Consider the following 26,608-nt stretch of genomic DNA (forward strand, 5'->3'; position numbering starts at 1 on the left):
GCGCTGGGTTGGTCGAAGAGGGACGCCGCCCGCGCGCCTTGCGACGACAACTCGCATTTATTGAGCGGCTGACGGACGCGCGACGGCAGCGGGTGATTCGATCTTACCCTGATCGCCATGCAGGCGCTGAACGACCGGCTTGGTCCACGATCCGGTGATCAAATAGTCGACCGCGAACGCTTTCTTGATCGACTGCGACAGCGCGAGGTCAGCGGCGAGCGCGCCGAGACCGAGCAGCGGATTGATCACCGCCGCGCCGAGCGCCACCGCGCCCGCGCCGACGGTCGGAATCACCTTGACGCGAAGATCCTGCGTTTTCTTCGGCAGATCGACCGAGCCGTGCACCTGCACCCGGGCGGGCGGCGTGATCATCGAAAGATCGTCGGTGCGGGCGGTGCCGTCCGCGATGCGCGCATTGCCCGTGAGCTTCTCGAACGGCAGCCCCTTGCCGACCACATCCTCGAAATGCAGCGTGAGCAGATTGGCGAGGCTGCGCAGGCTCAGAATGCCGAGCCACTTCGCGGCGGCCGGCGCCCGCAGAATCTGGCCGTGCCGCAGATCGACCGCCACGGTGCCGTCGAGCGTGGGCAGATCGACCGCGGTCGGACCGCCGTTCCAGCCCGCGTGGCCGGATACCGCACCGGTCGCGCCGTTGACTGAATGTGGCACGCCGAAGCGGTCCAGGAACTGCCCGCCGTTGTTCACGTCCAGCTTGAAATCGACCGACGTGCGGCGGGGCGTGGCATCGCCGTCGCGTGGCGGCTGCGCGCCCGGCAGCGCGCGCCAGATGGCGTTCGCGGTGAAGGTCGCGTCCGGATTGGCGAGCTGCAATTTGTCGAGCGTCCAGATCGGCTCATCGGCGACGACTTCGTTGTGCGCATCCACTTCGAGCCGGCCGAGATCGCGGCCGCGCAGAACGAGCTGATTCACGATCACGTCGATGGACGGCATGTTGCGCGGCGGCTTGCTCATCGCTTTTTCGGCGGGCGCGTTGTCCGCCTTGTCGGGAATCGCCACCTTGTCGAGCCGCGCCTGCACCGCGCCGGGGCCGCCCTTGACCGCGCCGGGCGTGAACGCGACGCTGCCCGTCACCTGGTCCGATGCGATGTTCGCGAGCCACTTGCGATCGCTCGACTCCCCGCGCGCGTCGATGGCAATGTTCTCCCAGCGCCGGTCGAGGAGCATCAGCGTGCCGATGTGCAGCGCGGCGAGCGTCGGGACGAACTGGCGGGCGGTGTCGCTCATGGGCGAAGCGGGCGGGGAGGGCGCAGAAGGCGAGGCGTTCGCGTTGGCGTCCGCGAATGTCTTGCGCCATGCATCGGCGTCGAGCGTCTTTAGGTCCACGTCGGCGGTCACGCCTTCTGCCGGCAAGTCGGCGGGCTTGTTCACAGCGATCGCGCCGCGCACGGCTTGCAAGGTCGCGCGCATGTTCATCGGCGCGGCCGGGTTTTCCGGATCGATCTTCACTTCCGCCCGGCCGATGCGCCGCAACTGGTAATGCGCCGCGAGCGGCCCGAGCGTGAGCCGCGCGTCGTGCAGATCGGACGCGGCGCCGGGCGCGGGCGCGAAGCTGAACGTGAACGGCATCGGCGCGCCCTTCGCCTTGCCGAACGGCGCGGGCAAGTCGATGCCGACGCCCGTGAGATCCGCTTTCGCCTGCACGTCGGGCAGCGCGTTCCTCGCGCCGCGCACGTGCAGTTCGTACGGCGCGGCGCCATCGATGCGCGTCAGAAGCTGCGTCACCTGCGGCGTCATGCGTCCGTTGAAACGCGCGGCGGCGTCGGTGCCGATGCGCCCGTTCACATCGAACGCGTAGCTGCCGTCGGGCCGCACGCCGCCGGTCGCGCGCACGTCGCCGCCGAGCAGTTGCGCCGTGAGCGAATCGAGCGTGACGGTCTTCGCCGCGAAGTCGGCGCGGCCGCGCAAATGCGTGAGCGGCGGCAGATTGGCATACGCGACCTCGTTGTCGGCGAAGGTCAGCGAGCCTTTGTACTCCGTGCGCAGCGGCGGCAGCGGCGGCGGCGGGCGGTAACGCGGAATGCCGAGCGTGAGCGCGAGCGACGCGTTGCCCTTCGCGTCGAGCTTGCGCGTCGCGTGCTTCGCCATCAGGCCGAGCGAGCTGTTATCGACGTATTGCAGCATGTCGGCGAGCGGCCCGTGCGCCTGGCCGTCGATCCACAGCTTCGTCTCGCGGTTGCCCGTATCGTCGATACGTCCGATCACGCGCGACACCGCGACGCCCTTGTAATGCCCGCGATGAATGTCGAAGCCGAGCTTGTTCTGCGCGAGCGTGAAGGTGCCGTCGATGCCTTCAAACGCCGGCCAGAAATTCGGCAAGCCGTTGGCCATCTTGCGCGGCGGGAACGGCGTCGGATCGAACTTGCCGCCGGTGAACGGCGCTTCGATGCGAAACACGCCGGCATCCGGAAACTTCGCGTACGGAAAGCGCGTGAGATCGCCGTGCACTTCCAGCGTGGCGTTGCGCGCGACGCCCGCCTGCAACGCGTGGCCGAGGTAGACGCGCACGCGCTCGTTCAGGCTCGTCGGCAGATAGCGCACGAGGTGCGTCGCGTTCAGATGCGCGACCTTCGCCTTCAGGTCGAGATTGCCGCGGCCGTGGCCCTGATTCCAGTACGCGGCGGTGACTTCGCCTTCGGCATCGGCGTTCTTCACGCGCAGCGTGTCCAGATGAATGGTGAACGCGCGGCGCAGTTCGCCCGGCGCGATGGCATCCGCGACGGTCCAGCTCGCGTGGCCTTGCAGCGAATCGAAGATGAGGCGCGGGTCGTCGAACGCGCCGGGAATCGTCACGGCCGCGTTCTTCGTATCGATGCTGATGGTGCCTTGCGACTCGTTCGCGTCGACCGCGCCCCACAGGTTTTCGATTCCCGGAATGCCGGCGCGCGGGTGATTGTTCGCGGTGAGTCCCGGCGGCGGCTCCTGCGCCTGCACGCTGATGCCCTGCAACTCGCCCTTGAACGCATAGTGCAGCAGCTTCGCGTCGCCTTTTTCGCGCTGGCGCTGCACTTCTTCTTCGCTGCGCGGCGGCACGCGTTCCGTGTAGATCGTGAAATTGGCGATCTGCCCGCGCGGATTGAAGCGCACGAGTTCGTTCAGCACGCGCGCCGGAACCGGCAGCGCGCGCGTGAATTCAGCGAGGATGCCGAGATCGGCTTCATCGCCCGTCACGCGAAAGAGCAGGCCGACGTTGACCGCCGCCGGCCGATACGTTGCGCTGAGCGTCCGCGAGGTCAGGAGGCGCGCGACCGGCGTGCCGTCTTCTAGCGCGGGCTGGCCGAGTTCGGCGCGCAGGTCGGACAAATTGAGCGTGTACGCGCCGTCCTTCTTGTCGACGGTCCAGCCGAAGCGCGCCACCGGAAGATCGAGTCGCGGCTGCGTCGCCCGCACGCGCAGCGCGATGTTGCCGCCCGCGAGGTCGCCGTTCGCGCTCTGCAACTCCCCGCGCGCGAAGTTGACCCAGATGCGGTTTTCGACGCGGCCATCGTAGATGGCGAACGGCAGCTTCACGTAGCGCCCGAGCGTCGGCAGATCCAGCGGACCGGTCGACAGGTACACGCGGCCCGTCCAGTTCGCGGGCGCGCCCATCGCGCTGAACGGCTCGTGGCGAAAGTCCGCGCGCAGGTCGAGCGGACCGTGCAGCACCTCGCCGTCGGGTGGGGCGGCAAGCGCCACGCGATGACGCAGGCCGTCGTTCAGCACGGTGAGCCGCAGCCGCTTGAACGCGATCTCGGGCGCGCCGCGCTGGGCGTCGCGCCAACGCAGCGTGCCGTCGCGCAGCAGAATGTGCTCTTGTCCGAGCAGCCATGTGGTGAACGCGTTAGAGCCCGTGCGATGCGTCGGAATCGTCACGCCCGCGACCGTGACTTCGCCTTTGGCGTTGCGCGCGGCGATCACGTCGGGGCCATCGACGGTCAGATCCGCCAGTTTCGGCTTGAGCTGCACGAGCGAGCGCCACGCGATACTCGCGCTCGCGTGCGGCACCGCGAGCCCCGGCGAGCCGTCGGCGGCGTCGATGCGAAGATTGTCGATGTCGATGGTCGGCTGCATGCCCGTCCATCGCGCGGACAGCCGGCCGATGCGCAACTGCGCGTGCATGCGCGTGGAGACGGCTTCCTCGATGCGCGGCCTGAACGAATCGATCTGCGGCAGCACGACATAGCGCAGGCCGAGATAGATGCACGCGACCGCGAAATACAGCACGGCCGCGATGACGAGAACGACTTTGAGAACGCGCGACAGAACGCGCTCGGCGTTGCCGCTGGGCTGGGCTTGTCCAACTTCGGTCGGGTCGACGGATCGTCTGCTGTCGGACATGCTGCGGCTGTTCGGCGATATGGTAGTTTTGCGTGTTCGACGCTGAAATGTAACACAGGGCAAGGCGCGGATATCTGCGGCGTGCGCGCGCCGGACGGCCCGCGCAGGCCCGCCGCGCAAGCCTTTCGAGCCGCGCCGCCTACGCCCGCCCGCGCACCGAAACACTCGACGCAAAGCAACCTGCGAGCCTAACCATTCATGACCGATGTGACTCTGCGCAGTTCCGGCTACTCCACTTATGCGGCCCGCGCGTATGCCGCGCGCGCCGAATTGGCATCGAGCGTGGCGGAGTGGGCGCAGTCGCCCGTCACGCGCGAGTGGATCGAAGCGCGTCTCGACGCGCACTGCGCGCGCGCTTCGTCAAACGGCGCGCTCGACGAAGCCGCGCTCAAAACGGCGCTGCGGCGCCTCCGCGTGGACGTGTTCTGCACGGTGATGGAGCGCGATCTGCGCGGCGCGGCCGATGTCGCCGAAGTCACCGGCGCGATGACCGATCTCGCCGAAGTGACTATCCAGCGCGCGCTCGCCGTGCTGACGGCGGACCTCGAAACGCTGTTCGGCGAACCGCGCGGGCCCAACGGCGAGCGGCTCACGCTCGGCGTCGTCGGCATGGGCAAGCTCGGCGGGCGCGAATTGAACGCGTCGTCGGATATCGATCTGATCTTCGTCTACGAAGACGACGGCGAAACCGCCGGCGGCACGCGCGCGCCGCTCGCGACGCAGGAATTCTTCACGCGGCTCGGGCGGCGGCTGATCGGCGCGCTCGCGGAAATCACGCAGGACGGCTATGTGTTTCGCGTCGACATGCGGCTGCGTCCGAACGGCGATTCCGGGCCGCTTGTGTGCAGTCTCGGCATGCTGGAAGAGTACTTTTACGTGCAGGGCCGCGAGTGGGAGCGCTACGCGTGGATCAAGGCGCGGCTCGTGTCCGAGCGCGAAAGCGAGTCCGCGCAACGGCTCGCGAAGCAGCTCGACGCGATCGCCACGCCGTTCGTCTACCGCCGCTATCTCGATTACGGCGTGATCGCGGCGATCCGCTCGCTGCATCAGCAGATTCGGCAGGAAGCGCGGCGGCGCGCGTCCATGCGGCCCGACAAGGCCGACGACATCAAGCTCGGGCGCGGCGGCATCCGCGAAATCGAGTTCAGCGCGCAAGTGTTTCAGTTGATTCGCGGCGGACAGGCAGCGGATTTTCGTATCCGGCCGACGCTCGCCGTGCTCGAACGCGCGGCGGCCAACGGGCTCATCGCGCCTAATGTGCGCGATGCGCTCACCGACGCGTATCTCTTCCTGCGCACGGTCGAGCATCGTCTGCAATATCGCAACGATGCGCAGACGCACGCCATGCCCGTGGCCGACGACGAGCGCGCGCTGCTCGCGTCGTCGCTCGGCTTCGCGGATTACGCCGCGTTGATGGCGAAGCTCGACGCGCATCGCGAATTCGTCGAGCAGCAGTTCGACGCAATTTTCGCCGACAAGGTGAGCGGCGAGCGCGGCTGCGGCGTGGCGGACGATTCGGCGGCGTCGTGGATCTGGAGCAGCGCGCTCGCCGACGAATCCGCGCAGGACGAACTCACCGCGCGTCTCATGGAATTGGGCTTCGCAGACCCGGCGCCGGTGCTCGCGCGGCTGACGGGCGTCTGGAACTCGTCGCGCTATGCCGGGCTGCCGGAACAAAGCCGCGGCCGGTTCGATATCGTCGCGCAGCGCGCGCTGGAAGCCGTGCAGAACATCGACGCGGCCCGCCGCGTGGACACCATCGCGCGTCTCTTCGATCTGCTCGAAGCGACGGCGAAGCGCGGCGCGTACCTCGCGTTGCTCACCGAATATCCGGCGGCGCTCGACCGCGTGCTCTCGGTGCTGTCGGGGTCGCGCTGGGCGGCGGGCTATCTGATCCGTCATCCGCAATTGCTCGACGAATTGCTCGACGACGAAGCCATTTCCAGCCCGTTCGACTGGCCCGAATTCCGGCGCGCGCTGAATGCGCGTCTCGCCGCCGCGGAGGACGCCGAGCATCAGATGGACTTGCTGCGCCACGCGCATCAGGCCGAAGTGTTCCGCATTCTGCTACTGGATCTGGCCGGGCGGCTGACGGTCGAGCACGTGAGCGACCGCTTGTCCGAACTCGCGGACGCGGTGCTCGACGTGACCGTCGAAACCGTCTGGAAGCAGTTCCCGAAGCGGCATCGCGAGACGCCGAAATTCTCGGTCATCGCGTATGGGAAGCTGGGCGGCAAGGAACTGGGCTACGCGTCGGATCTCGATCTGATCTTTCTCTACGACGACCCCGACGACGCCGCCTCCGACATCTACGCGATGTTCGCGCGCCGTTTGATTACGTGGCTGACGGCGGCGACGGGCGCGGGCACGCTGTTCGACGTGGACCTGCGGCTGCGGCCGAACGGCGAGTCCGGGCTGTTGGTCACGAGCCTCGATTCGTTTCGCCGCTATCAGCTACGCGAGGGCGACGCGGCCAATACCGCGTGGGTGTGGGAGCATCAGGCGCTGTCGCGGGCGCGGTTCAGCGCGGGCGATGCCGACATCGGCGCGCAGTTCGAAGCGATCCGCGCCGACGTGCTGGTGATGGAGCGCGATGCGGCGGCGCTCGCGCTCGAAATCGTCGCGATGCGGGAACGCGTGGCGGCGGGGCATCCAAATCGCAGCGATCTGTTCGACCTGAAGCACGATCGCGGCGGCATGGTCGATATCGAATTCATCGTGCAGTACTGGGTGTTGCTGCATACGCGCACGCACCGCGAGTTTCTGCGCAACGCGGGGAACATCACGCTCTTGAAGATCGCGGCGCGGAGCGGCCTCATTTCGGAGCCCGATGCGGAGACCATCGGCGCGGCGTACCGGTATTACCGCAAGCTCCAGCACACGCTGCGGCTCGATGGGATGGAGAAGGCGCGCGTCGATCCGGCTGTCGTGCGCGCGGAGCGCGAAGCGGTGACACGGCTGTGGCGGCGCGTGTTTGGGGATGGCATGTGAAGCGGCGGGCGGTTGGCGCGGAAAGGGCGGCGCCGTCGCCCGCCGCGCTCACGCCGCCAGCATTTCCTTCGCGTGCTTGCGCGTCGTCGCGGTGATTTCGATACCGCCGAGCATCCGCGCCACTTCCTCGACGCGCTTCGCCTTGTCGAGAGGCGTCACGGTGCTGACGGTGCCGCCGGCATCGTCGGACGACTTCGCGACCTGGAAATGCTGATCGCCGCGCGCGGCCACTTGCGGCAAGTGCGTGACGCACAGCACCTGACGGTCGCGCCCGAGTTGATGCAGTAGCCGTCCGACGACTTCCGCGACGCCGCCGCCGATGCCCGTGTCCACTTCGTCGAAAATGAGCGTCGGCGTCGGGCTCGCGGTACTCGCGATGACCGCGAGCGCGAGGCTGATACGCGCCAGTTCGCCGCCCGAGGCGACCTTCGCGAGCGGCCGCAACGCGACGCCAGCGTGACCGGCAACGCGAAACTCGATCTGCTCCAACCCGTTCGCGCCGCCTTCCGCGAGCGGCACGAGCGCGACTTCGAAGCTGCCGCCCGCCATCGACAGTTCCTGCATGCCTTCAGTGACCGCTTTCGAGAGCGACTTCGCTGCCTTCGCGCGCGCCTTCGAAAGCACGTTCGCTTCGGCGAGGTACGCGTCTTTCGCTTTCGCGGCGGCGGCGTTCAGCGCGTCGAGATCGGCGGCGGCGTCGAGCGCGGCGAGCTGACGGCGGCGCGTTTCGTGTTCTTCCAGCAAGGCTTCGGGCTGAAGACGGAACTTGCGCGCCGTCGAATGAAGCTGATCCATGCGCTTTTCGACTTGCGCGAGCCGGTCCGGATCGAGCTCCAGCCGCTGCGCATAGTGCGACAGCGAGTACGACGCTTCCTGCAACTGGATCTCGGCCGGTTCGAGCGAGGCGAGCGCATCGTTGAGCGCCGGGTCGATGTCGGCGAGAGCGCGCAGCTTCGAAATGATGGCGCCGAGCTGGGAGATCATCGCGTCATCGGATTCGGAAAGCGCGCCGAGCGCGTTCTGCACGCCGTCGATCAGACTCGCCGAATGCGACAGCCGATGATGCTCCGCGCTCACTTCCTCCCATTCGCCGGGCTGCGGCGCGAGCTTGTCGAACTCGCTGAGTTGCCAGGCGAGGCGTTCGCGCTCCAGCTGCAGTTCGCGGTCGCGGCTTTGCGCGGCGTCGACGGCCTGCTGCGCTTCGCGCCAAGCCCGCCACGCGCGATTCACGGCGGCCGCCGTATCGACCAGACCGGCATGCGTATCGAACAACTCGCGCTGCGCGTCGGGCCGCATCAATAACTGATGCGCGTGCTGGCCGTGGATATCCACGAGCATCTCGCCGACTTCGCGCAATTGCGTGAGCGTCGCCGGCGTGCCGTTGATGAATGCGCGCGAGCGGCCGCTCGAATCGATCACGCGGCGCAGCATTACCGTGTCGCCGTCTTGCGAAAGCGCGTGCTCGTCGAGCCAGCGAACCACTTGCGCGTGCGTGCCGAACTCGGCGGTGATGTCCGCGCGCGGCTCGCCGGTGCGCACGACGCTCGCGTCGGCGCGCGCGCCGAGCGTGAGTGCGAGGGCGTCGATCAGAATCGATTTGCCCGCGCCGGTTTCACCCGAAAAAACCGTGAAGCCCGAATCGAATTCGATGTCGAGCGCGGCGACGATGACGAAGTCTCGAATGGAGAGATGACGGAGCATGGACGCTTCGGGAAGGGTTCGGCTTAGTTGTGCGGTCAGACAGACGAGTCCTGGGAAGGATGCTCGTTCCAGTGCAGTTTCTTGCGCAGCGTGGCGTACGTGCTGTAGCCGACCGGATGCAGCACGGGCACGGTGTGCCGGGAGCGCCGCACCTCGATGGCGTCGTTCAGTTCGACGGCGGTGAACGACTGCATGTCGAAGTTCACGTTCACGTCGCGCCCGCCAATGATCTGGATGGTGACCTTGGAGTCGTCGGGCAGCACGATCGGACGATTCGAGAGCGAGTGCGGGGCGATCGGCACGAGCACGAAGCCTTGCAGTTGCGGATGCAGGATCGGCCCGGCGGAAGACAGTGCGTACGCCGTGGAGCCGGTCGGCGTCGCGACGATCAGCCCGTCGGAGCGCTGGTTGTACATGAAGTGGCCGTCCACCGAGACGCGCAGCTCCGCCATGCCCGAGAAGCCGCTGCGATTCACGACTACGTCGTTGAACGCGAGCGCGTGATAGATCGGCTTGTCGTTGCGCACGATGCGCGCTTCGAGCAGGCTGCGCTCCTCGCGCTCGAATTGCCCCGCGAGCATTTGCGGCACGCGTTCGCGCATTTCCTTGAGCGGAATGTCCGTGATGAAGCCGAGCCGCCCGTGATTCACGCCGATGAGCGGCGTTCTGTACGGCGCGAGCTGACGGCCGACGCCGAGCATGGTGCCGTCGCCGCCGAGCACGACAGCGACATCCGCCCGCGCGCCGATCTCCGCGATGGACAGCGCGGGATAGTCGGTCACGCCGACATCCTTCGCGGTGCCGGCTTCGAACACCACGTCGAAGCCCTGGTTCGCAATGTGCTCCGCGAGTGATCGCAGCGGCGCCTCGATGCCGGGCGTGTTGGTGCGCCCGACCAGGGCGACGGTCTTGAATTGGCCAATTTCCATGCCGGCATTACACCATAGGTGGAAGGCGAAAAGAACCGGGGCCGCGCGGTCTCAGGCAGCCCCGGTTTGTCGCTAGAATGGAGCGGACATTGAACGATCGGCGCGCCGCCGGACGCAGCCCGAAACGGCGCGAGCCCGCAGCGGCAGCCGTCGCCGCGCTTTGACACGTTGCGTTAAAATTTGCCCATGCTAGACCCACGTGCACAAACCCTCCTGAAAACGTTGATCGAGCGTTACATCGCCGAAGGTCAGCCGGTCGGTTCGCGCACGTTATCACGTCACTCCGGCCTCGAACTGAGTCCCGCCACCATCCGCAACGTGATGTCGGACCTCGAGGACCTCGGCCTCGTCGCCAGTCCGCATACGTCGGCGGGGCGCATTCCGACGCCGCGCGGCTATCGCCTGTTCGTCGATACCATGCTGACGGTCGAAGCCCCGCAGGACGAGGCGATGACCACGGCCGTCAAGACGCGTCTGCAAGGCGAGGAGCCGCAGAAGATCGTCGCGGCGGCGGCGAGCGTGCTGTCCAGCCTGTCCTCGTTCGCAGGCGTGATCCTCACGCCGCGCCGCAGCCACATGTTCAAGCAGATCGAGTTCATGCGGCTGTCGGACAAGCGCATTCTGCTCATCATCGTGACGCCGGAAGGCGACGTGCAGAACCGCATGATGGCCACGCAGCGCGACTACTCGCCCTCGCAACTCACGGAAGCCTCGAATTACATCAACGCGCATTTCGCGGGCCTGTCCTTCGACGAAGTGCGCCGCCGGCTGCGCGAGGAAATCGACCAGTTGCGCGGCGACATGACCACGCTGATGCAAGCGGCGGTCGTCGCGAGCACGGCCGAGACCGATCCCGGCGAGACCGTGCTGATTTCCGGCGAGCGCAACCTGCTCGAAGTCGCGGACCTTTCGTCCGACATGGCGCGCCTGCGCAAACTCTTCGACCTCTTCGACCAAAAGACGAGCCTCCTGCAGTTGCTGGATGTATCGAGTCACGCACAGGGCGTGCAGATTTTCATCGGCGGGGAATCGAACCTCGTGCCGATCGAGGAGATGAGCGTCGTGACCGCGCCGTACGAAGTGAACGGCAAGATCGTCGGCACGCTCGGCGTGATCGGCCCGACGCGCATGGCCTACAACCGCGTGATTCCCATCGTCGATATCACGGCGCGCCTGCTGTCGATGTCGCTCAGCCAGCAATAGCGCCCCGTCACGGCATCTTGCCGCGCCGCCGAATGCGCCGCCACTAGGCCGTTCGGCCGATGCAGCGTGCTGGAACGCGCCGCTATAATGGCCGTCACCTTTCGATGACTTTCGGCCGCCTTGCCCTATGCGTTTCGACCTCGAGTTGCCCTCGCAGCCCAGCGCCTCGCATCGCGTCGCGGTGCTGCTGATCAATCTCGGCACGCCGGACGCGCCCACGCCGCGAGCGGTGCGCAAATATCTCGCGCAGTTTCTGAGCGATCCGCGCGTCGTCGAAATTCCCTCGTTCATCTGGCAAATCATTCTGCGCGGCATCATCCTGCCGTTTCGCGGGCGGGCATCGGCAAAAAAATACGCGCAGGTGTGGATGCCCGAAGGCTCGCCGTTGCGCGTTTATACGGAGCGGCAGGTCGAAGGCTTGCGGCGGCTTTTTGCGGCGAACGATTATCACGTCATCGTCGATTACGCGATGCGCTACGGCACGCCGGGCATCGGCGCCATGCTGAATCAGCTGAAGCTGGAAGGCGCCGATCGCATTCTGCTCGTGCCGATGTATCCGCAGTATTCGTCGTCGACCACGGCCACCGCTTTCGACGACGCCTTCACGGCGCTCAAGCGCGTGCGCAATCAGCCGGAGATCCGCACCATTCGCCATTACGCGGACCATCCCGCGTACATCGCGGCGCTCGCCGAGCAGGTGCGTGAATACTGGCGGCTGCACGGCCAGCCGGACTTCGCCTCGGGCGACAAGCTCGTGCTGAGTTTTCACGGTGTGCCGAAGCGGACCATGGACCTCGGCGACCCGTACCACGACCAATGCCAGTTGACCGGCTCGCTGCTCGCCTCCGCGCTGGGGCTCACGCCGGTGGAATGCCGCGTGACGTTCCAGTCGCGCTTCGGCCGCGCGGAGTGGCTGCAGCCGTACACCGCGCCGACGCTCGCGGAACTGGGCGCGGCCGGCGTGAAGCGCGTGGACGTGTTCTGCCCCGGCTTCACGGCGGACTGCCTCGAAACGATCGAGGAAATCGGCATCGAAGTGCGCGACGAATTTCTGCAGGCGGGCGGCAAGGAGTTCCACCGCATCGCCTGCCTGAACGCGTCGCCGGCGTGGATCAAGGCGTTAGGCGAGATCGCGGCACAACATCTGCAAGGATGGCCTGTACAGGCCACGCAACCGGTGACGGTGGCGGCCTGAAACCGCTCATCGCACGAGAATCACCATGAATTACAAGATCACGACGGAACCGGGCGCGCGCCTGCGCATCGACAAATGGCTGTGGGCCGCGCGTTTCTTCAAGACGCGCTCGCTCGCGAGCGACGCAGTGGAGAAAGGCCGCGTGAGAATCGGCGGCGCGAACGTGAAGCCGTCGAAGGACGTGCGCGTGGGCGATATCGTCGAGATCGATATCGAGCGGATCGTGTGGCAGGTGCAGGTGCTCGGCCTGTGCGACGTGCGCGGTCCCGCGCCCGTGGCGCAGACGCTCTACGCCGAGACGGACGAAGGCCGGACCAAGCGACTCGCGGAAGCGGAACGGCGCAAGACGTTTCGCGAGCCGGCCGCCGGCATGCAGGGCAGGCCGACGAAGCGCGACCGCCGCATCATCGACAGATTTTCAGGTTCGGATTGAAGAATTCTTCGACCGTCGCGTGAACGCCGCCGTATTCGGTGGTGCGGGCGGTCAGGGCGCCGGACATGCAGATGGTCGTGGTTCCCGCGACGAGTACCAGGGCGACCACCGCGATGGCAAAGGTCAGTTTCATGGTACCCCCGGGAAACGGGAACGGCGGCTGGACGACCGCGCGAGGATCAGGAAATTGGCGACGCGTAAGCGGTTTGAAGCAATCGTAGGATTAGGGTAAACGTGCGTCCTGCGGTGCTTGATCGAAGTGTAGGTGAGCCGCTCGATTCCCTCAATCTCAATTTACGCGATGCGGCGAAACGTCCGTTACCGCTTATTTCGCGCGCGCCCGGGCTGGCACACTGACGTTCAATTTTGATCTGACAAACCCTTGAAAACTTTTCCGCTGCCCCAATTTCGGCAGCTAGCGCAAGGAAGCGCGTCGGCCGCTTAATGGCCGGCGGCATTCCCGATCCATCCAATCACGGTAATGACACTCAGCGACATGGAAAACACGCAAGAGAATTCAGCGAGCCAGAACCCCACGCCCGCCGACGAAAACGCGCGCCAGGCCGCCGACTCCACTCAGGCAGGCACGCAGGCCGCCTCGGCAGACGGCACTGCTGCGCCGGAAGCCGCCACGAACAGCACGAACGCGACTGAAACCGCGCTGGCGGAAGCGCAGGCCCGCGTAGCCGCGCTGCAGGAAGAATTCCTCCGGGCAAAGGCTGAAACGGAAAACGTACGCCGCCGCGGCCAGGAAGACGTGGCGAAGGCGCACAAGTTCGCCATCGAAAACTTCGCCGAAAATCTGCTGCCGGTGCTCGACAGCCTCGAAGCCGCGCTGGCGGATCAGTCGACGGACCTCGCCAAGGTGCGCGAAGGCGTCGAACTGACGCTGCGCCAGTTGACCGGCGCGCTGGAAAAGGGCCGCGTCGTCGCACTGAATCCGGTCGGCGAGAAGTTCGACCCGCATCGTCATCAGGCTATTTCCATGGTGCCGGCAGATCAGGAGCCGAACACCATCGTTGCCGTGCTGCAGAAGGGCTATATCATCGCCGATCGCGTGCTGCGTCCGGCGCTCGTCACCGTCGCTGCGCCGAAGTAAGCCCACGAGGTCCGCGATCATGGCCAACGTGCCCGTCGATTCGACCGCTTTCTCCGTCTTCGAGATGCAGGAACTGGACGCCGCCGGCTTCGACGGCGGGCTGGCGTCGGCGGGCGACGAACTGGCCGTCGTGTTTTTCTGGGGCCTCGACTGCTTCAACTGCGAGATCGCGAAAAAAGCGATGCTCGCGCAGCCCGACGCCATTCGCGCGCTCGGACTGAAGTGGTTTCACAGCAATGTGTACGAGCATCGGGAGCTAGGCCGCCGCTTCATGTTGCACGGCGTGCCGACGTGGTTCTTCTTTCACCGCGGCAAGCGGCTCGGCCGCGCGACCGGCTGGCACGGTCTTGCGCAGTTCGAGGCGGCAGTCGCGGCGGCGCGCGAGAAAATCCGCGCGGCGGCAGCAAAAGAATGACGCGAGCCGGAGCGCAAAAAGTTATAGACCGCATTGCATTCAGGGTCTTGAAAACGAAATCGGCGCTCTTATCTTGCGTACAGGTATGAATTTTGGGCGTTCGGCCCGTTGAATCGGCCGCAAAAGCCGGCGTTCCCCGGCCGCAGCGCCAAAGCGATCAAAGCTAGGAGAGTATAAAAATGGGCAAAATCATCGGCATCGACCTCGGCACCACGAACTCGTGCGTGGCGCTGATGGAAGGCAATCAGGTCAAGGTCATCGAGAACTCGGAAGGCGCGCGCACCACGCCGTCGATCATCGCGTACATGGATGACAACGAGATCCTCGTCGGCGCGCCTGCCAAGCGTCAGTCGGTCACGAATCCGCGCAACACGCTGTACGCAGTCAAGCGCCTGATCGGCCGCCGCTTCGAAGAGAAGGAAGTGCAGAAGGACATCGGCCTGATGCCCTACAAGATCGTCAAGGCCGACAATGGCGACGCATGGGTCGAAGCGCACGGCCAGAAGCTCGCGCCGCCGCAAATCTCGGCGGAAGTGCTGCGCAAGATGAAGAAGACCGCTGAAGATTACCTCGGCGAGCCGGTGACGGAAGCCGTCATCACGGTTCCGGCGTACTTCAACGACAGCCAGCGTCAGGCAACCAAGGACGCGGGCCGCATCGCCGGTCTGGAAGTCAAGCGCATCATCAACGAACCGACGGCAGCCGCGCTCGCGTTCGGCCTCGACAAGGCCGAAAAGGGCGACCGCAAGATCGCCGTGTTCGACCTGGGCGGCGGCACGTTCGACATCTCGATCATCGAAATCGCGGATGTGGACGGCGAAATGCAGTTCGAAGTGCTCTCGACGAACGGGGACACGTTCCTGGGCGGCGAAGACTTCGACCAGCGCATCATCGATTACATCATCGGCGAGTTCAAGAAGGAGCAGGGCGTCGATCTGTCGAAGGACGTGCTCGCGCTGCAACGCCTGAAGGAAGCCGCTGAAAAGGCGAAGATCGAACTGTCGTCCACGGCGCAGACCGAAATCAACCTGCCGTACATCACGGCGGACGCGTCGGGTCCGAAGCACCTGAACCTCAAGATCACCCGCGCGAAGCTCGAAGCGCTCGTGGAAGACCTGATCGAGCGCACGATCGAACCGTGCCGCATCGCTATTAAGGATGCGGGCGTGAAGGTCGGCGATATCGACGACGTGATTCTCGTCGGCGGCATGACGCGCATGCCGAAGGTGCAGGAAAAGGTGAAGGAGTTCTTCGGCAAGGAACCGCGCCGTGACGTGAACCCGGACGAAGCCGTGGCCGTGGGCGCCGCGATTCAAGGTCAGGTTCTGTCGGGCGACCGCAAGGACGTGCTGCTGCTCGACGTGACTCCGCTCTCGCTCGGCATCGAGACGCTCGGCGGCGTGATGACGAAGATGATCAACAAAAACACCACGATCCCGACGAAGCACTCGCAAGTGTATTCGACGGCGGACGACAATCAGAGCGCCGTGACGATCAAGGTGTTCCAGGGCGAGCGTGAAATGGCCGCAGGCAACAAGCTGCTCGGCGAGTTCAACCTCGAAGGCATTCCGCCCGCACCGCGTGGCGTGCCGCAGATCGAAGTGACTTTCGACATCGACGCGAACGGCATTCTGCACGTCGGCGCGAAGGACAAGGCGACTGGCAAGGAAAACAAGATCACCATCAAGGCGAACTCGGGTCTGACGGACGCCGAAATCGACAAGATGGTGAAGGACGCCGAAGCCAACGCCGAGGAAGATCACAAGCTGCGCGAGCTGGCCGATGCCCGTAACCAGGGCGACGCGCTGGTCCACAGCACGAAGAAGGCGGTTGCCGAGTACGGCGACAAGGTCGACGCTTCGGAGAAGGAAAAGATCGAAGCCGCGCTGAAGGACCTCGAAGAGGCGCTGAAGAACACGTCGAGCGACAAGGCGACGATCGAAGCGAAGATCGAGGCGCTGGCTACCGCATCGCAGAAGCTCGGCGAGAAGATGTACGCCGACATGCAGGCGCAGCAAGGCGCGGCGGGTGCGGCTGCGGGTGCCGCCGGCGCGGAAGCGGCATCGGCTGGCGCGAGCCAGCAGCATGACGATGTCGTCGACGCCGACTTCAAGGAAGTGAAGAAGGACTAAGCCGCAGAGCGCGTGGATGGCAACGTTCACGCGCTCGCGGTCTTTTCGCGGGCGGTATCGCGCGAAAACACCGCGGCAGGACGCGTTGAGCGTCTGACGTGAAACGCGCCTGGCGAGCCGAACGGCTCGACCGGGCACATTGTTTTTTTGGGGCGTCTTGCTGAAGGCGGGTTTCTGCAGCGAGGCGTCAGAGGTTACGCGCGGGCCGTTTGGTCCGAAGCATTCGAGAGGAACCGTCGCGGTCACTCCGCGGCGGCATGGAACCGACATGGCGAAACGGGATTACTACGACGTTCTGGGCGTTGCGAAGAACGCGAGCGACGACGAGATCAAGAAGGCGTATCGCAAGCTCGCGATGAAGTATCACCCTGACCGCAACCCGGACAACAAGAAGGCGGAAGAGAACTTCAAGGAGGCGAAGGAAGCCTACGAGATGCTCTCCGACCAGCAAAAGCGCGCCGCGTACGATCAATACGGTCACGCGGGCGTCGATCCGAACATGGCGGGCGCGGGCGCGCAAGGCTTCGGCGGCTTTGCCGATGCGTTCGGCGATATCTTCGGCGACATCTTCGGGCAGGCCGCGGGCGGCGCGGCGCGCGGCGGTCGCGGCGGTCCGCAGGTGTATCGCGGCGCGGACTTGCGCTACAGCATGGAGATCACGCTGGAGCAGGCCGCGCACGGTTACGACACGCAGATCCGCGTGCCGAGCTGGGTCAACTGCAACGTCTGCCACGGCTCGGGCGCGAAGCCCGGCACGAAGCCGGAAACCTGTCCGACGTGTCACGGTCAGGGCCAGGTTCGGATGTCGCAGGGCTTCTTCAGCATCCAGCAGACGTGTCCGAAGTGTCACGGCAGCGGCACCTACGTTCCCGACCCGTGCGGCAACTGCCACGGCGCGGGCAAGGTGAAGGAAACGAAGACGCTGGAAGTGAAGATCCCGGCGGGCATCGACGACGGCATGCGCATCCGTTCGGCGGGCAACGGCGAGCCGGGCATCAACGGCGGGCCGAGCGGCGACTTGTACGTGGAGATCCACATCAAGCAGCACTCGGTGTTCGAGCGCGACGGCGACGACCTGCATTGCCAGATGCCGATTCCGTTCACCACGGCGGCGCTCGGCGGCGAGATCGAAGTGCCGACGCTGGCGGGACGCGCGAGCTTCACCGTGCCCGAAGGCACGCAGTCGGGCAAGACGTTCCGTCTGCGCGGCAAGGGCATCAAGGGTTTGCGTTCGAGCATCGCGGGCGATCTCTACGTGCACGTGCAGGTGGAAACGCCGGTCAAGCTCACCGAGCAGCAGCGCGATCTGCTGAAGCAGTTCGAGAAGTCGCTGACGGAAGGCGGCGCGCGGCATAGCCCGCAGAGCAAAAGCTGGTTCGACCGGGTAAAGAGCTTCTTCGACTGATGCAGTCGATACGAGCATTGCCATGAAAATCGAAGCACGCAGCGCGGTGTTCGCGCTGCTCGACGATTGCGACGCGACCGCCGAAAGGCGGTCGAGTCGTTTGTACGCGGACTTTTCGCACGAACATGTGTGCGAGGACGGGCGCGAACTCGATGCGGTCTGCGCCGCCATCGAACGCGATCTGACAAGCGGACTGCATGCAGTCGTCGTCGCGGATTACGAGTTCGGGCGCAACCTTCAGTTCGGCAGCATCGGACGCGGCGGCGATCACGTGCTGCGTGTGCTTATGTTCCGCTCGTGCGCGCTGCTGTCACGCGATGAGGCGAGCGAATGGCTCGCGTCGCAGGATGCGGAAAGCGCCGAGCCCTCGGTCGCGGGCGTCGGCGGCATCGAGCCGAGCATCACCCGCGACGAATTCGATCACGCGATTGCTGCCATCAAGCACGCGCTAGAAGAAGGCGAATCGTATCAGGTCAACTACACGTTCCGGCTGAACTTCGATGTGTTCGGCTCGCCGCTCGCGCTGTATCGACGGCTGCGGGAGCGGCAGCCGGTCAGGTACGGCGCTTTGATCGCGTTGCCGGACGGACGCGCGGTCGTGTCGTGTTCGCCGGAGCTTTTTGTCGAGAAGCATGGCGACGTGCTGCGCGCAAAGCCGATGAAAGGCACCGCGCCGCGCGACTCGGACCCCGCCGCGCTGCGCTGCGACCCGAAGAATCGCGCGGAAAACGTGATGATCGTCGACTTGCTGCGCAATGATCTTTCGCGTGTCGCGGCGACGGGCTCTGTGCATGTGCCGGCGCTTTTTTCCGTGGAGCCGTATGCGTCGGTCTGGCAGATGACGTCGACGGTCGAGGCGCGCGTATCGCCGGACACGTCGTTCGCCGCGATCGTGCGGGCGCTCTTTCCGTGCGGGTCGATCACCGGCGCGCCGAAGTACCGCACGATGCAACTCATCGATCAGATCGAAAGCACGCCGCGCGGGCTTTATACCGGTGCGATCGGCTGGCTCGATCAACGCGGCGATTTCTGCCTCTCGGTCGCCATTCGCACGCTGGTGATCGACGCTGATCAGAAGCGCGGCGTGCTCGGCATCGGCGCGGGCATCGTGCTGGATAGCATTGCAGAGAGCGAGTACGAGGAGTGTCTTCTCAAGGCGCGCTTTCTGACCGGCGCGGACCCCGGTTTCGAACTCTTCGAGACGACGTACGCCACGCGCGACGAAGGCGTGCGCCACTACTCGCGTCATGTTGCGCGACTCGAAGCGAGCGCAGCGTATTTGGGCTTCCCCTTCGACAAGCGCGCTCTGGATGCCCAAGTCGCGCAGCAATGCGCGAGCTTCGAAGCGGGCAAGCCGTACAGATTGCGCATCGCGCTCGGCAAGAGCGGACGCCTCGCGCTGACGAGCGCGCCGCTCGCGCCGTTGTCGTCGGATACGGTGGGCGTGCTTCTCGCCGCAGACCGAGGCTTCGCGCCGCAGTCATCCGCCGATGTATTGCTTCGCCACAAAACGACGCGTCGCGCCGACTACGACCGCGCGTGGAAAGCCGCCGAAGCCGAAGGCGCGTTCGACATGCTGTTCACGAACGAGCGCGGCGAACTGACCGAGGGCGGCCGTTCGAGCGTGTTTGTGAAGCTGGACGGAAAGTGGTGGACGCCACCTTTGAGCGCCGGCGTGCTGCCGGGCGTCATGCGGGCGGTGCTGATGGAGGAACTCGGCGCGTCGGAACGCACGCTGACCGTGCGAGACATCGACCGCGCCGAAGGCTTGCTTCTCAGCAATGCGCTGCGCGGCGCGGTCGAGGCAAGGCTCAAACGCTAAGGGCGATCACCACTCCGCGACGCTGCCGTCCGCGTGACGCCACACCGGATTACGCCAGCGGTGCCCGACCTTCGCCATCTCGCGCACCTTCTCCTCATTGACCTCGATGCCGAGTCCCGGCCCTTGCGGAATCGACACCATGCCGTCGTCGTACTTGAAGACTTCCGGGTTCTTGATGTAGTCGAGCAGATCGTTGCCCGTGTTGTAGTGGATGCCGAGACTCTGTTCCTGGATGAACGCGTTGTAGCTCACGGCATCGATTTGCAGGCAGGTCGCGAGCGCGATCGGGCCGAGCGGGCAATGCAGCGCGAGCGCGACATCGTACGCTTCCGCCATCGACGCGATCTTGCGGCACTCCGTCAGCCCGCCCGCGTGCGACGCGTCCGGCTGGATGATATCGACATAGCCGCCCGCGAGAATGTGCTTGAAGTCCCAGCGCGAATAAAGCCGCTCGCCGAGCGCAATCGGCGTGCTCGTCTGATTGACGATATCGCGCAGCGCCTCGACGTTTTCGGAGAGCACCGGCTCCTCGATGAACATCAGCTTGAACGGATCGAGCTCTCTCGCCAGCACCTTCGCCATCGGCTTGTGCACGCGGCCATGAAAGTCCACGCCGATGCCCACGTTCGGGCCGACCGCCTCGCGCACGGCGCGCACGTTGTCGATCACGCCTTGCACCTTGTCGAACGTGTCGATCATCTGCAGTTCTTCGGAGCCGTTCATCTTCACGGCCTTGAAGCCGCGTTCGACGACCGCGCGCGCGTTGTTCGCGACATCGCTCGGACGGTCGCCGCCGATCCACGAATACACCTTGATCTTGTCGCGCACCTGGCCGCCGAGCAGCGCGTGAATCGGCACGCCATGATGCTTGCCGAGAATGTCCCACAGCGCCTGATCGACGCCCGCGATCGCGCTCATGCCGATCGGGCCGCCGCGATAGAAGCCCGCGCGATACATCACTTGCCACAAGTCTTCGATATGGCGCGCGTCCTTGCCGATCAGATAGTCCGCGAGTTCGTCGACGGCGGCGGCCACCGTGTGCGCGCGGCCTTCGACGACGGGCTCGCCCCAGCCGGTAATGCCTTCGTCGGTTTCGATCTTGAGGAAGCACCAGCGCGGCGGAACGATAAAGGTTTCGAGTTTCGTGATTTTCATGTGAGCGTCTCCAGCAAGGGTCTCCATAGTAGCAAAAAGCAGCGCGTCTGGTCGTATTAATAGTACTATTGGCGGCAGGCGCGCTTTGGGCGTCGCACGTGTTCGAGCATAATCACGCTCGAATCAACGAGACCGACGAGGAGTGGATCATTCACCGCGATTTGCATGGCCGCGTGGCGCACGAACTGGGCATGGCCATTCTGCGAGGCGATTTCCCGCCCGGCTCGCCGTTGCCGCGCGAAGCGGATCTGATCGAACGCTTCGGCGTGAGCCGCACCGTGCTGCGCGAGGCGCTGCGCACGCTGACATCGAAAGGGCTCGTCGAATCACGGCCGAAGGTGGGCACGCGGGTGCGCCCGAAGGACGCGTGGAATCTGCTCGACGCCGACATGCTCGACTGGTACTCGCGCGTCGCGCCGCCCATGCTCTTTGCGCTGAAGCTCCAGGAAATGCGCGAGATGATCGAGCCGTATGCGGCCGCGCTCGCCGCCGGCAATCACGAGCCGAGCACGCTGGAACGGCTGGAACGCGCGCATCGCGCGATGACGGAGGCGCGCAACGTCGACGAATGGGTCCGCGCCGACCTCGACTTTCACCTGTGCGTGCTGGCCGCGTGCAGCAACGAGTTGCTGGTGCCGCTGGGCGCGCTGATCGCGCGCACGCTCGAAGGCCAGTTGCGCCTGAATGCGAAGCGCGCCGACGTGTTCAATGCATCGCTCGCCGAACATACGGCCGTGTTCGACGCCATCGCCGCTCGCGACGCCGCTGCCGCGCGGCGCGCGATGGCGGATCTGCTCGGCGTGACACGCGACCGTATCGAAGGCTGACGGCAGGCGAAAAAAAACGCGCGGCGACAGAAGTCGCGGCGCGCTTGCCTTGTCGCTGAACCAGCGATCAGGAATGCTTTTCGATCAGCTCGACCTTGTAGCCGTCCGGATCTTCGACGAACGCGATCACCGTCTTGCCGCCCTTCACGGGACCGGCTTCGCGCGTGACCTTGCCGCCCGCTTCGCGGATGCGGTCGCACGCCTCGGCCGCATTATCCACTTCGAGCGCGATATGGCCGTAAGCCGTGCCCATCTCGTACTTCTCGACACCCCAGTTATACGTCAGTTCGAGCACGCTGTTCTCGCTCTCGTCGCCGTAGCCGACGAACGCGAGCGTGTACTTGTATTCCGGGTTCTCGCTCTGGCGCAGCACTTTCATGCCGAGAATGCGCGTATAGAAATCGATGGAACGCTGCAGGTCGCCGACGCGCAGCATCGTGTGGAGGAGTCGCATGGTGGGGGTCCTGTTGTGATGAACGGCGGCGCAAAGCCGCGATTGCGGGTATGCGAAATTGTACCGTTCGGCCAGAACGCGTGCTTACAGCGTCGGCAGCAGGTCCGGCGGATGGTGCTTCAACGTATGCCGCGCCTCGCGAAACTCCGGGAAGATGGATTCGACGGTACGCCAGAAACGCGGACTGTGGTTCATCTCGCGCAAGTGCGCAAGCTCATGCGCGACCACGTAATCGATGATCGACAACGGGAAATGAATGAGCCGCCAGTTGAGGCGAATCTTGCCGTCGCTCGAACAACTGCCCCAGCGCGTCGCCGCTGACGACAACGCATACGCGCGAAACTCGACGCCGAGCTTCTGCGCATACACCGCGAGCCGCTCGCCGAAGATGCGCTTCGCTTCGCTTTGCAGCCAGCTTTGCACGCGGTCCTTGATCTGCTGCGCGTCGGCGAGCGCGGGCAGGGCGAGCGCCAGCACGTTGGTCTCGGCATCGAAGGACAGCGCGCTCGCGGCCGCGTTCAGCGACACGCGAATCGTCTTGCCGAGAAACGGAAACTCTGCGCCGTCCTTCCATTCGATGCGCGGCAGCGCGCGTTCCTCGACGCGCGTTTGCCATTCGGCCAGCTTGCGCAAAATCCAGCTTTGCTTGTCGACGATGGCGCTTTCGATATCCGCGATCGTCACCCAGCGCGGCGCGGTGATCGTGAGCCCGGTCGCGTCGATGCAGAAGCCGATGGTGCGCCGCGCCGAGCGTTTGAAGCGGTAGTCCAGCGCCCGCGCGCCGAGCACGATGCGCCGCAGCCGCACGCCTTCGGGCAGCGGCACCGGCTTGGCAGTCGGCTCTGAAGAGGGAAGCTCGCCGCGCAGCGGCGCGGGCGCGGCGGCGGGCGCATGCTCGAACGGAAGATCGAGTTGCAGTGTATCGAGCGCGACGGCGGGGCGCTGTCGCGAGGGAGTCTTCTGCATCGGCTCGGCTTTGCGCTCGCGGCGCAGGAATGACGACAGGAACGAATAAGGCACGCCGCGGCTCTGACTTTCGAGTGCGAGGCCGCGTCAGCGGCCCGCGCCCGCAGCGCCGGCTCGATGCGGCTCATTGCCCGGCGCGGCATAAGCGAGCGGATCGATACGGCGCATCTCCGTTTCGATCCAGCTCTCGACGCGCGCATTCACTTCTTCGGGCGAGAGTCCGGCGGTATCGATGGGCTTGCCGATCGACACCGTGACTATACCCGGATATTTCATGAACGAATTGCGCGGCCAGACGTGCCCGGCGTTATGCGCAATCGGCACGACAGGCGCGCCCGTGGCCACGGCGAAGCGCGCGCCGCCCGTCTTGTACTTGCCTTGCGCGCCGACGCGCGTGCGCGTGCCTTCCGGAAACATGATGACCCACGCGCCTTCGTCCATGCGCGCGCGGCCTTGGCGCGTCACCGAGGCGAATGCGTCGCGGCCCTGCGAACGGTCGATGTGCACCATCTTCAGGAGACCGAGCGCCCAGCCGAAAAACGGCACGTACAGCAACTCGCGCTTGAACACATAGCAGAGCGGGCGCGGCATCAGCGCCGGAAAGGCGAGCGTTTCCCATGCGGATTGATGCTTCGACAGCAGCACGGCGGGGCCATTCGGCAGGTTCTCCATGCCTTCTATCCTGTAGCGAATGCCGACGAGATACCGCAGCACGACGATCGTCGACTTGCACCAGCCCGCCGCCATCCAGTAGCGGTTGTGCGCGCGCATGAACGGAAACGCGATGAAGCAGGCGGTCGCGTACGGAACCGTATACACGACGAAGTACAGCATCAGCAGCAAAGAACGGATGAAGCGCATGAAGCCCCGAGAGTGCGTGACGAAAAGCGGTCAGTCGTGGTGCCGCGCGAGAAAGTCGAGCGCGAACGCGCGCAGGTCCTTGTGAACCTGCGTGCCCTCGGGCAAGTTGCCTTGCGCGAGCGTTTTTTCGCCCTTGCCGGTCAGCACGAGATGCACCGGAAAGCCGAGCGCCGCGCCTGCCTGAAGATCGCGCAGCGCGTCGCCGACAACAGGCGTGTCTTCCGGATCGATCTCGAAACGGTCGATGATCTGCTGCAGCATGCCGGGCTTCGGCTTTCTGCAATCGCACTGGTCTTCGGCCGTATGCGGACAGAAGAAGATCGCGTCGATGCGTCCGCCCACTGCCGCCGCCGCGCGGTTCATCTTCTGATGCATGGCGTTAAGCGCGGCCATGTCGAACAGACCGCGCCCGATGCCCGACTGGTTCGACGCAATCGCCACGCGGTAGCCCGCCTGATTCAGTCGCGCGATGGCTTCGAGACTGCCGGGAATGGCAACCCATTCGTCCGGCGACTTGATGAACGCGTCCGAATCGACGTTGATGACGCCGTCGCGGTCCAGAATCACGAGTCGTCTGTTCATGACTTACGCCGCGAGCTTGGAGATGTCGGCCACGCAGTTCATCTGCTGATGCAGCGCGCCGAGCAGGGCGAGGCGATTGTTTCTGAGCGCCGCGTCTTCCGCGTTCACCATCACGTCGTTGAAGAACGTATCGACGCTCTCGCGCAGCGCGGCAAGCGCGCTCAACGCTTCGGTGTAGTTGCGCGCGGCGAGCTGGCTTTGCACGCGCGGCGTCACGCTCTGAATCTGCGCGTACAGATTCTTCTCGGCCGGCTCCACGAGCAACTCAGGATTCACCGACGAAGGCGCGCCTTGCTCAGACTTCCTGAGGATGTTCGTGATGCGCTTGTTGGCCGCCGCGAGCGATGCCGCTTCCGGCAGCGCCGCGAATTCGCGCACGGCATCAAGACGCGCGACGATATCGTCGAGACGCGTCGGGTTCAGGCTAAGAACGGCCTCGATGTCGTTCGCTTCGAAGCCGCGTTCGCGCAAGAGGCCACGCAGACGATCCAGGAAGAACGCATACACGGCTTCCGTCGAATCCGCGACTTGCGGCATGCCGGCGAACTGGCGCTGCGCGGCGGCGACGAGATCGCGCAGGTCGACCGGCAGCTTCTTTTCGAGCAGGATGCGCAGCACGCCGAGCGCATGACGGCGCAGCGCGAACGGATCCTTCTCGCCCGTCGGCGCGAGACCGATGCCCCAGATGCCGACGATGGTTTCGAGCTTGTCCGCCAGCGCGACCGCCGAGCCCACGCCCGTGGACGGCGTGTCGTCGCCGGAGAAGCGCGGCTGATAGTGCTCCGAGCACGCGAGCGCGACTTCTTCCGGCTCGCCGTCGTGGCGTGCGTAGTAGGTGCCCATCGTGCCTTGCAACTCGGGGAATTCGCCGACCATGTCGGTGAGCAAGTCGGCCTTTGCAAGACGCGCGGCGCGGCGCGTGAGCGCGGCATCGACGCCGATCATCGGCGCGATTTCGCCCGCGAGCGCTTCGAGACGCTGCACGCGTTCGAGCGTCGAGCCGAGCTTGTTGTGATAGACCACGTTCGCAAGCAGCGGCACGCGCTCTTCGAGGCGCTTCTTCTTGTCCTGCGTGAAGAAGAACTTCGCATCCGCGAGACGCGGACGCACCACGCGCTCGTTGCCTTCGATAATCTCGGCGGGCGCTTGCGTATCGATATTGGACACGATCAGGAAACGCGAGCGCAGCTTGCCGTTCTGGTCCGTGAGCGCGAAATACTTCTGGTTCGTCTGCATCGTGAGGATCAGACATTCCTGCGGCACTTGCAGGAACTCCTCGTCGAAGCGGCACTGATACACCACCGGCCATTCGACGAGCGCGTTCACTTCGTCGAGCAGCGACTCCGGCATCACGACGCGGTCTTCGCCCGCGAACGCCTGCAATTGCGTGCGGATGGATTCGCGGCGGTCATCGAAATTCGCGACGACATGCGCCTTCGTGCGCAGCGTTTCCGAGTAGTCGTCGGCGCTCGGAATCGCGACGAAGCCCTGCGACAGAAAGCGATGGCCGATGGTCGTATCGCCCGCATCGACGCCGAGCGCGCTCACCGGCACGACGTTGCGGCCGTGCATGGCGACAAGGCGCTGCACCGGACGCACGAATTGCACGTTGGTGCCGTCCGGACGCTGATACGTCATGACCTTCGGGATCGGCAGCTTGGTGAGCGTTTCGTCGAGCGCGGCTTGCAGGCCGTCGGCGAGCGTCGCGCCGGGCGCGGCGTAGCGCAGGAAGAACGCCTCGGCCTTGCCGTCCTGCGCGCGTTCGAGTTCGGCGAGCGGAAAGTCGGGAAAGCCGAGCGCGGCGAGTTTCTTCGCGAGCGGCGGCGTGGGGTTGCCTTCCTTGTCGAGCGCGACCGAGACCGGCAGCACTTTTTCGCGGACCTGCTTCTCGGGCGCGACATCGCGCACGTTGCGGATCAACACGGCGAGGCGGCGCGGCGTCGCGTACTGTTCGAACGATACGGCGCCTTCGATCAGATCGCGGGCGGCGAGCCGCTCGACGATGCCTTCGGCGAACGCGGTGCCGAGACGCGCGAGGGCTTTCGGCGGAAGTTCTTCGGTGAGCAGCTCGACGAGCAGGGAAGCGTGATTGGATTGCGTCAT

Annotated in this window: 20 protein-coding genes; 10 read left to right on the forward strand and 10 right to left on the reverse strand. The window is 65.3% G+C overall.

The window, feature by feature from the left end:
- Positions 1–57: 57 nt before the first annotated feature.
- On the reverse strand, positions 58–4,335 hold the full coding sequence (locus LDZ24_RS01920; RefSeq protein WP_248321236.1) for a YhdP family protein: 4,278 nt from the start codon (positions 4,333–4,335) through the stop codon (positions 58–60).
- Between the two features lie 198 nt (positions 4,336–4,533).
- Between LDZ24_RS01920 and glnE the strand changes: the two genes are divergently transcribed.
- Positions 4,534–7,326, forward strand: coding sequence for a bifunctional [glutamate--ammonia ligase]-adenylyl-L-tyrosine phosphorylase/[glutamate--ammonia-ligase] adenylyltransferase (gene glnE / locus LDZ24_RS01925; RefSeq protein WP_248321238.1), 2,793 nt, complete (start codon positions 4,534–4,536; stop codon positions 7,324–7,326).
- A gap of 48 nt (positions 7,327–7,374) precedes the next feature.
- On the opposite strand, the gene recN is transcribed toward glnE, so the two are convergent.
- Both recN and LDZ24_RS01935 read right to left on the reverse strand, forming a co-directional pair.
- The gene (recN, locus tag LDZ24_RS01930; RefSeq protein WP_248321240.1) at positions 7,375–9,027 is read right to left on the reverse strand and encodes a DNA repair protein RecN; all 1,653 of its coding nucleotides are present in this window, start codon (positions 9,025–9,027) and stop codon (positions 7,375–7,377) included.
- 35 nt (positions 9,028–9,062) lie between these two features.
- Positions 9,063–9,956 (reverse strand): NAD kinase, encoded by an 894-nt coding sequence (locus LDZ24_RS01935; protein ID WP_175939497.1) that lies wholly within the window; start codon positions 9,954–9,956, stop codon positions 9,063–9,065.
- 186 nt (positions 9,957–10,142) lie between these two features.
- On the opposite strand from LDZ24_RS01935, the gene hrcA reads away from it, so the two are divergent.
- The 3 genes from hrcA (at position 10,143) to LDZ24_RS01950 (ending at position 12,787) form a co-directional block, all read left to right on the forward strand.
- Positions 10,143–11,159, forward strand: a complete 1,017-nt coding sequence (gene hrcA / locus LDZ24_RS01940) for a heat-inducible transcriptional repressor HrcA (protein WP_175939498.1) — start codon at positions 10,143–10,145, stop codon at positions 11,157–11,159.
- 127 nt (positions 11,160–11,286) lie between these two features.
- A complete protein-coding gene (gene hemH / locus LDZ24_RS01945; protein WP_248321241.1) occupies positions 11,287–12,354 on the forward strand; it encodes a ferrochelatase in 1,068 nt (355 codons plus the stop codon).
- A 25-nt stretch (positions 12,355–12,379) separates the two neighbouring features.
- Complete coding sequence (locus LDZ24_RS01950; RefSeq protein WP_175939500.1) at positions 12,380–12,787, forward strand: RNA-binding S4 domain-containing protein; 408 nt, start codon at positions 12,380–12,382, stop codon at positions 12,785–12,787.
- Here LDZ24_RS01950 and LDZ24_RS01955 read toward each other — a convergent pair.
- Positions 12,759–12,920, reverse strand: coding sequence for a hypothetical protein (locus LDZ24_RS01955; RefSeq protein ID WP_175939501.1), 162 nt, complete (start codon positions 12,918–12,920; stop codon positions 12,759–12,761). The genes LDZ24_RS01950 and LDZ24_RS01955 overlap by 29 nt on opposite strands.
- A 363-nt stretch (positions 12,921–13,283) precedes the next feature.
- Here LDZ24_RS01955 and grpE point away from each other — a divergent pair, with 363 nt between their 5' ends.
- From grpE to pabB, 5 genes are all read left to right on the forward strand, one after another.
- The gene (grpE, locus tag LDZ24_RS01960) at positions 13,284–13,886 is read left to right on the forward strand and encodes a nucleotide exchange factor GrpE (protein ID WP_248321242.1); all 603 of its coding nucleotides are present in this window, start codon (positions 13,284–13,286) and stop codon (positions 13,884–13,886) included.
- Between the two features lie 19 nt (positions 13,887–13,905).
- Positions 13,906–14,301 (forward strand): thioredoxin family protein, encoded by a 396-nt coding sequence (locus tag LDZ24_RS01965; protein ID WP_175939503.1) that lies wholly within the window; start codon positions 13,906–13,908, stop codon positions 14,299–14,301.
- 179 nt (positions 14,302–14,480) lie between these two features.
- The gene (dnaK, locus tag LDZ24_RS01970) at positions 14,481–16,433 is read left to right on the forward strand and encodes a molecular chaperone DnaK (RefSeq protein ID WP_248321244.1); all 1,953 of its coding nucleotides are present in this window, start codon (positions 14,481–14,483) and stop codon (positions 16,431–16,433) included.
- A 268-nt stretch (positions 16,434–16,701) separates the two neighbouring features.
- Positions 16,702–17,838 carry a molecular chaperone DnaJ gene (gene dnaJ / locus LDZ24_RS01975; protein ID WP_248321245.1) on the forward strand — a complete coding sequence of 379 codons (1,137 nt, stop codon included), beginning with the start codon at positions 16,702–16,704 and terminating at the stop codon, positions 17,836–17,838.
- 22 nt (positions 17,839–17,860) lie between these two features.
- On the forward strand, positions 17,861–19,660 hold the full coding sequence (pabB, locus tag LDZ24_RS01980; protein WP_248321247.1) for an aminodeoxychorismate synthase component I: 1,800 nt from the start codon (positions 17,861–17,863) through the stop codon (positions 19,658–19,660).
- Between the two features lie 6 nt (positions 19,661–19,666).
- Here the strand turns inward: pabB and dgoD are convergent, their stop codons facing one another.
- Positions 19,667–20,815: a galactonate dehydratase gene (gene dgoD / locus LDZ24_RS01985; protein WP_248321249.1), complete on the reverse strand. Its 1,149-nt coding sequence runs from the start codon at positions 20,813–20,815 to the stop codon at positions 19,667–19,669.
- A gap of 98 nt (positions 20,816–20,913) precedes the next feature.
- Here dgoD and LDZ24_RS01990 point away from each other — a divergent pair, with 98 nt between their 5' ends.
- Positions 20,914–21,642 (forward strand): FadR/GntR family transcriptional regulator, encoded by a 729-nt coding sequence (locus LDZ24_RS01990; protein ID WP_371747373.1) that lies wholly within the window; start codon positions 20,914–20,916, stop codon positions 21,640–21,642.
- Positions 21,643–21,709: 67 nt separating this feature from the next.
- On the opposite strand, the gene gloA is transcribed toward LDZ24_RS01990, so the two are convergent.
- From gloA to glyS, 5 genes are all read right to left on the reverse strand, one after another.
- The gene (gene gloA, locus LDZ24_RS01995; RefSeq protein WP_175939508.1) at positions 21,710–22,096 is read right to left on the reverse strand and encodes a lactoylglutathione lyase; all 387 of its coding nucleotides are present in this window, start codon (positions 22,094–22,096) and stop codon (positions 21,710–21,712) included.
- Positions 22,097–22,180: 84 nt separating this feature from the next.
- Positions 22,181–23,062 (reverse strand): M48 family metallopeptidase, encoded by an 882-nt coding sequence (locus LDZ24_RS02000; RefSeq protein ID WP_248321251.1) that lies wholly within the window; start codon positions 23,060–23,062, stop codon positions 22,181–22,183.
- An 87-nt stretch (positions 23,063–23,149) separates the two neighbouring features.
- Entirely contained in the window at positions 23,150–23,923 is a 774-nt protein-coding gene (locus LDZ24_RS02005) for a 1-acyl-sn-glycerol-3-phosphate acyltransferase (protein ID WP_248321252.1), read from the reverse strand.
- A 30-nt stretch (positions 23,924–23,953) separates the two neighbouring features.
- Complete coding sequence (gene gmhB, locus LDZ24_RS02010) at positions 23,954–24,505, reverse strand: D-glycero-beta-D-manno-heptose 1,7-bisphosphate 7-phosphatase (protein WP_159835296.1); 552 nt, start codon at positions 24,503–24,505, stop codon at positions 23,954–23,956.
- Positions 24,506–24,508: 3 nt separating this feature from the next.
- Positions 24,509–26,608, reverse strand: coding sequence for a glycine--tRNA ligase subunit beta (gene glyS / locus LDZ24_RS02015; RefSeq protein WP_248321254.1), 2,100 nt, complete (start codon positions 26,606–26,608; stop codon positions 24,509–24,511).

This window comes from Caballeronia sp. Sq4a, from assembly GCF_023170545.1.
Lineage (GTDB): Bacteria > Pseudomonadota > Gammaproteobacteria > Burkholderiales > Burkholderiaceae > Caballeronia.

Excerpts from the sequence above, each read along its gene's own strand:
- dnaK (WP_248321244.1), top strand. The coding sequence starts at position 14,481 with ATGGGCAAAATCATCGGCATCGACCTCGGCACCACGAACTCGTGCGTG.
- dnaJ (WP_248321245.1), top strand. The coding sequence starts at position 16,702 with ATGGCGAAACGGGATTACTACGACGTTCTGGGCGTTGCGAAGAACGCG.
- pabB (WP_248321247.1), top strand. The coding sequence starts at position 17,861 with ATGAAAATCGAAGCACGCAGCGCGGTGTTCGCGCTGCTCGACGATTGC.
- LDZ24_RS01950 (WP_175939500.1), top strand. The coding sequence starts at position 12,380 with ATGAATTACAAGATCACGACGGAACCGGGCGCGCGCCTGCGCATCGAC.
- dgoD (WP_248321249.1), bottom strand. The coding sequence starts at position 20,815 with ATGAAAATCACGAAACTCGAAACCTTTATCGTTCCGCCGCGCTGGTGC.
- grpE (WP_248321242.1), top strand. The coding sequence starts at position 13,284 with ATGGAAAACACGCAAGAGAATTCAGCGAGCCAGAACCCCACGCCCGCC.
- gmhB (WP_159835296.1), bottom strand. The coding sequence starts at position 24,505 with ATGAACAGACGACTCGTGATTCTGGACCGCGACGGCGTCATCAACGTC.
- LDZ24_RS02005 (WP_248321252.1), bottom strand. The coding sequence starts at position 23,923 with ATGCGCTTCATCCGTTCTTTGCTGCTGATGCTGTACTTCGTCGTGTAT.
- LDZ24_RS01955 (WP_175939501.1), bottom strand. The coding sequence starts at position 12,920 with ATGAAACTGACCTTTGCCATCGCGGTGGTCGCCCTGGTACTCGTCGCG.
- glyS (WP_248321254.1), bottom strand. The coding sequence starts at position 26,608 with ATGACGCAATCCAATCACGCTTCCCTGCTCGTCGAGCTGCTCACCGAA.
- glnE (WP_248321238.1), top strand. The coding sequence starts at position 4,534 with ATGACCGATGTGACTCTGCGCAGTTCCGGCTACTCCACTTATGCGGCC.
- LDZ24_RS01965 (WP_175939503.1), top strand. The coding sequence starts at position 13,906 with ATGGCCAACGTGCCCGTCGATTCGACCGCTTTCTCCGTCTTCGAGATG.
- LDZ24_RS01920 (WP_248321236.1), bottom strand. The coding sequence starts at position 4,335 with ATGTCCGACAGCAGACGATCCGTCGACCCGACCGAAGTTGGACAAGCC.
- LDZ24_RS01935 (WP_175939497.1), bottom strand. The coding sequence starts at position 9,956 with ATGGAAATTGGCCAATTCAAGACCGTCGCCCTGGTCGGGCGCACCAAC.
- gloA (WP_175939508.1), bottom strand. The coding sequence starts at position 22,096 with ATGCGACTCCTCCACACGATGCTGCGCGTCGGCGACCTGCAGCGTTCC.
- LDZ24_RS02000 (WP_248321251.1), bottom strand. The coding sequence starts at position 23,062 with ATGCAGAAGACTCCCTCGCGACAGCGCCCCGCCGTCGCGCTCGATACA.
- hrcA (WP_175939498.1), top strand. The coding sequence starts at position 10,143 with ATGCTAGACCCACGTGCACAAACCCTCCTGAAAACGTTGATCGAGCGT.
- hemH (WP_248321241.1), top strand. The coding sequence starts at position 11,287 with ATGCGTTTCGACCTCGAGTTGCCCTCGCAGCCCAGCGCCTCGCATCGC.
- recN (WP_248321240.1), bottom strand. The coding sequence starts at position 9,027 with ATGCTCCGTCATCTCTCCATTCGAGACTTCGTCATCGTCGCCGCGCTC.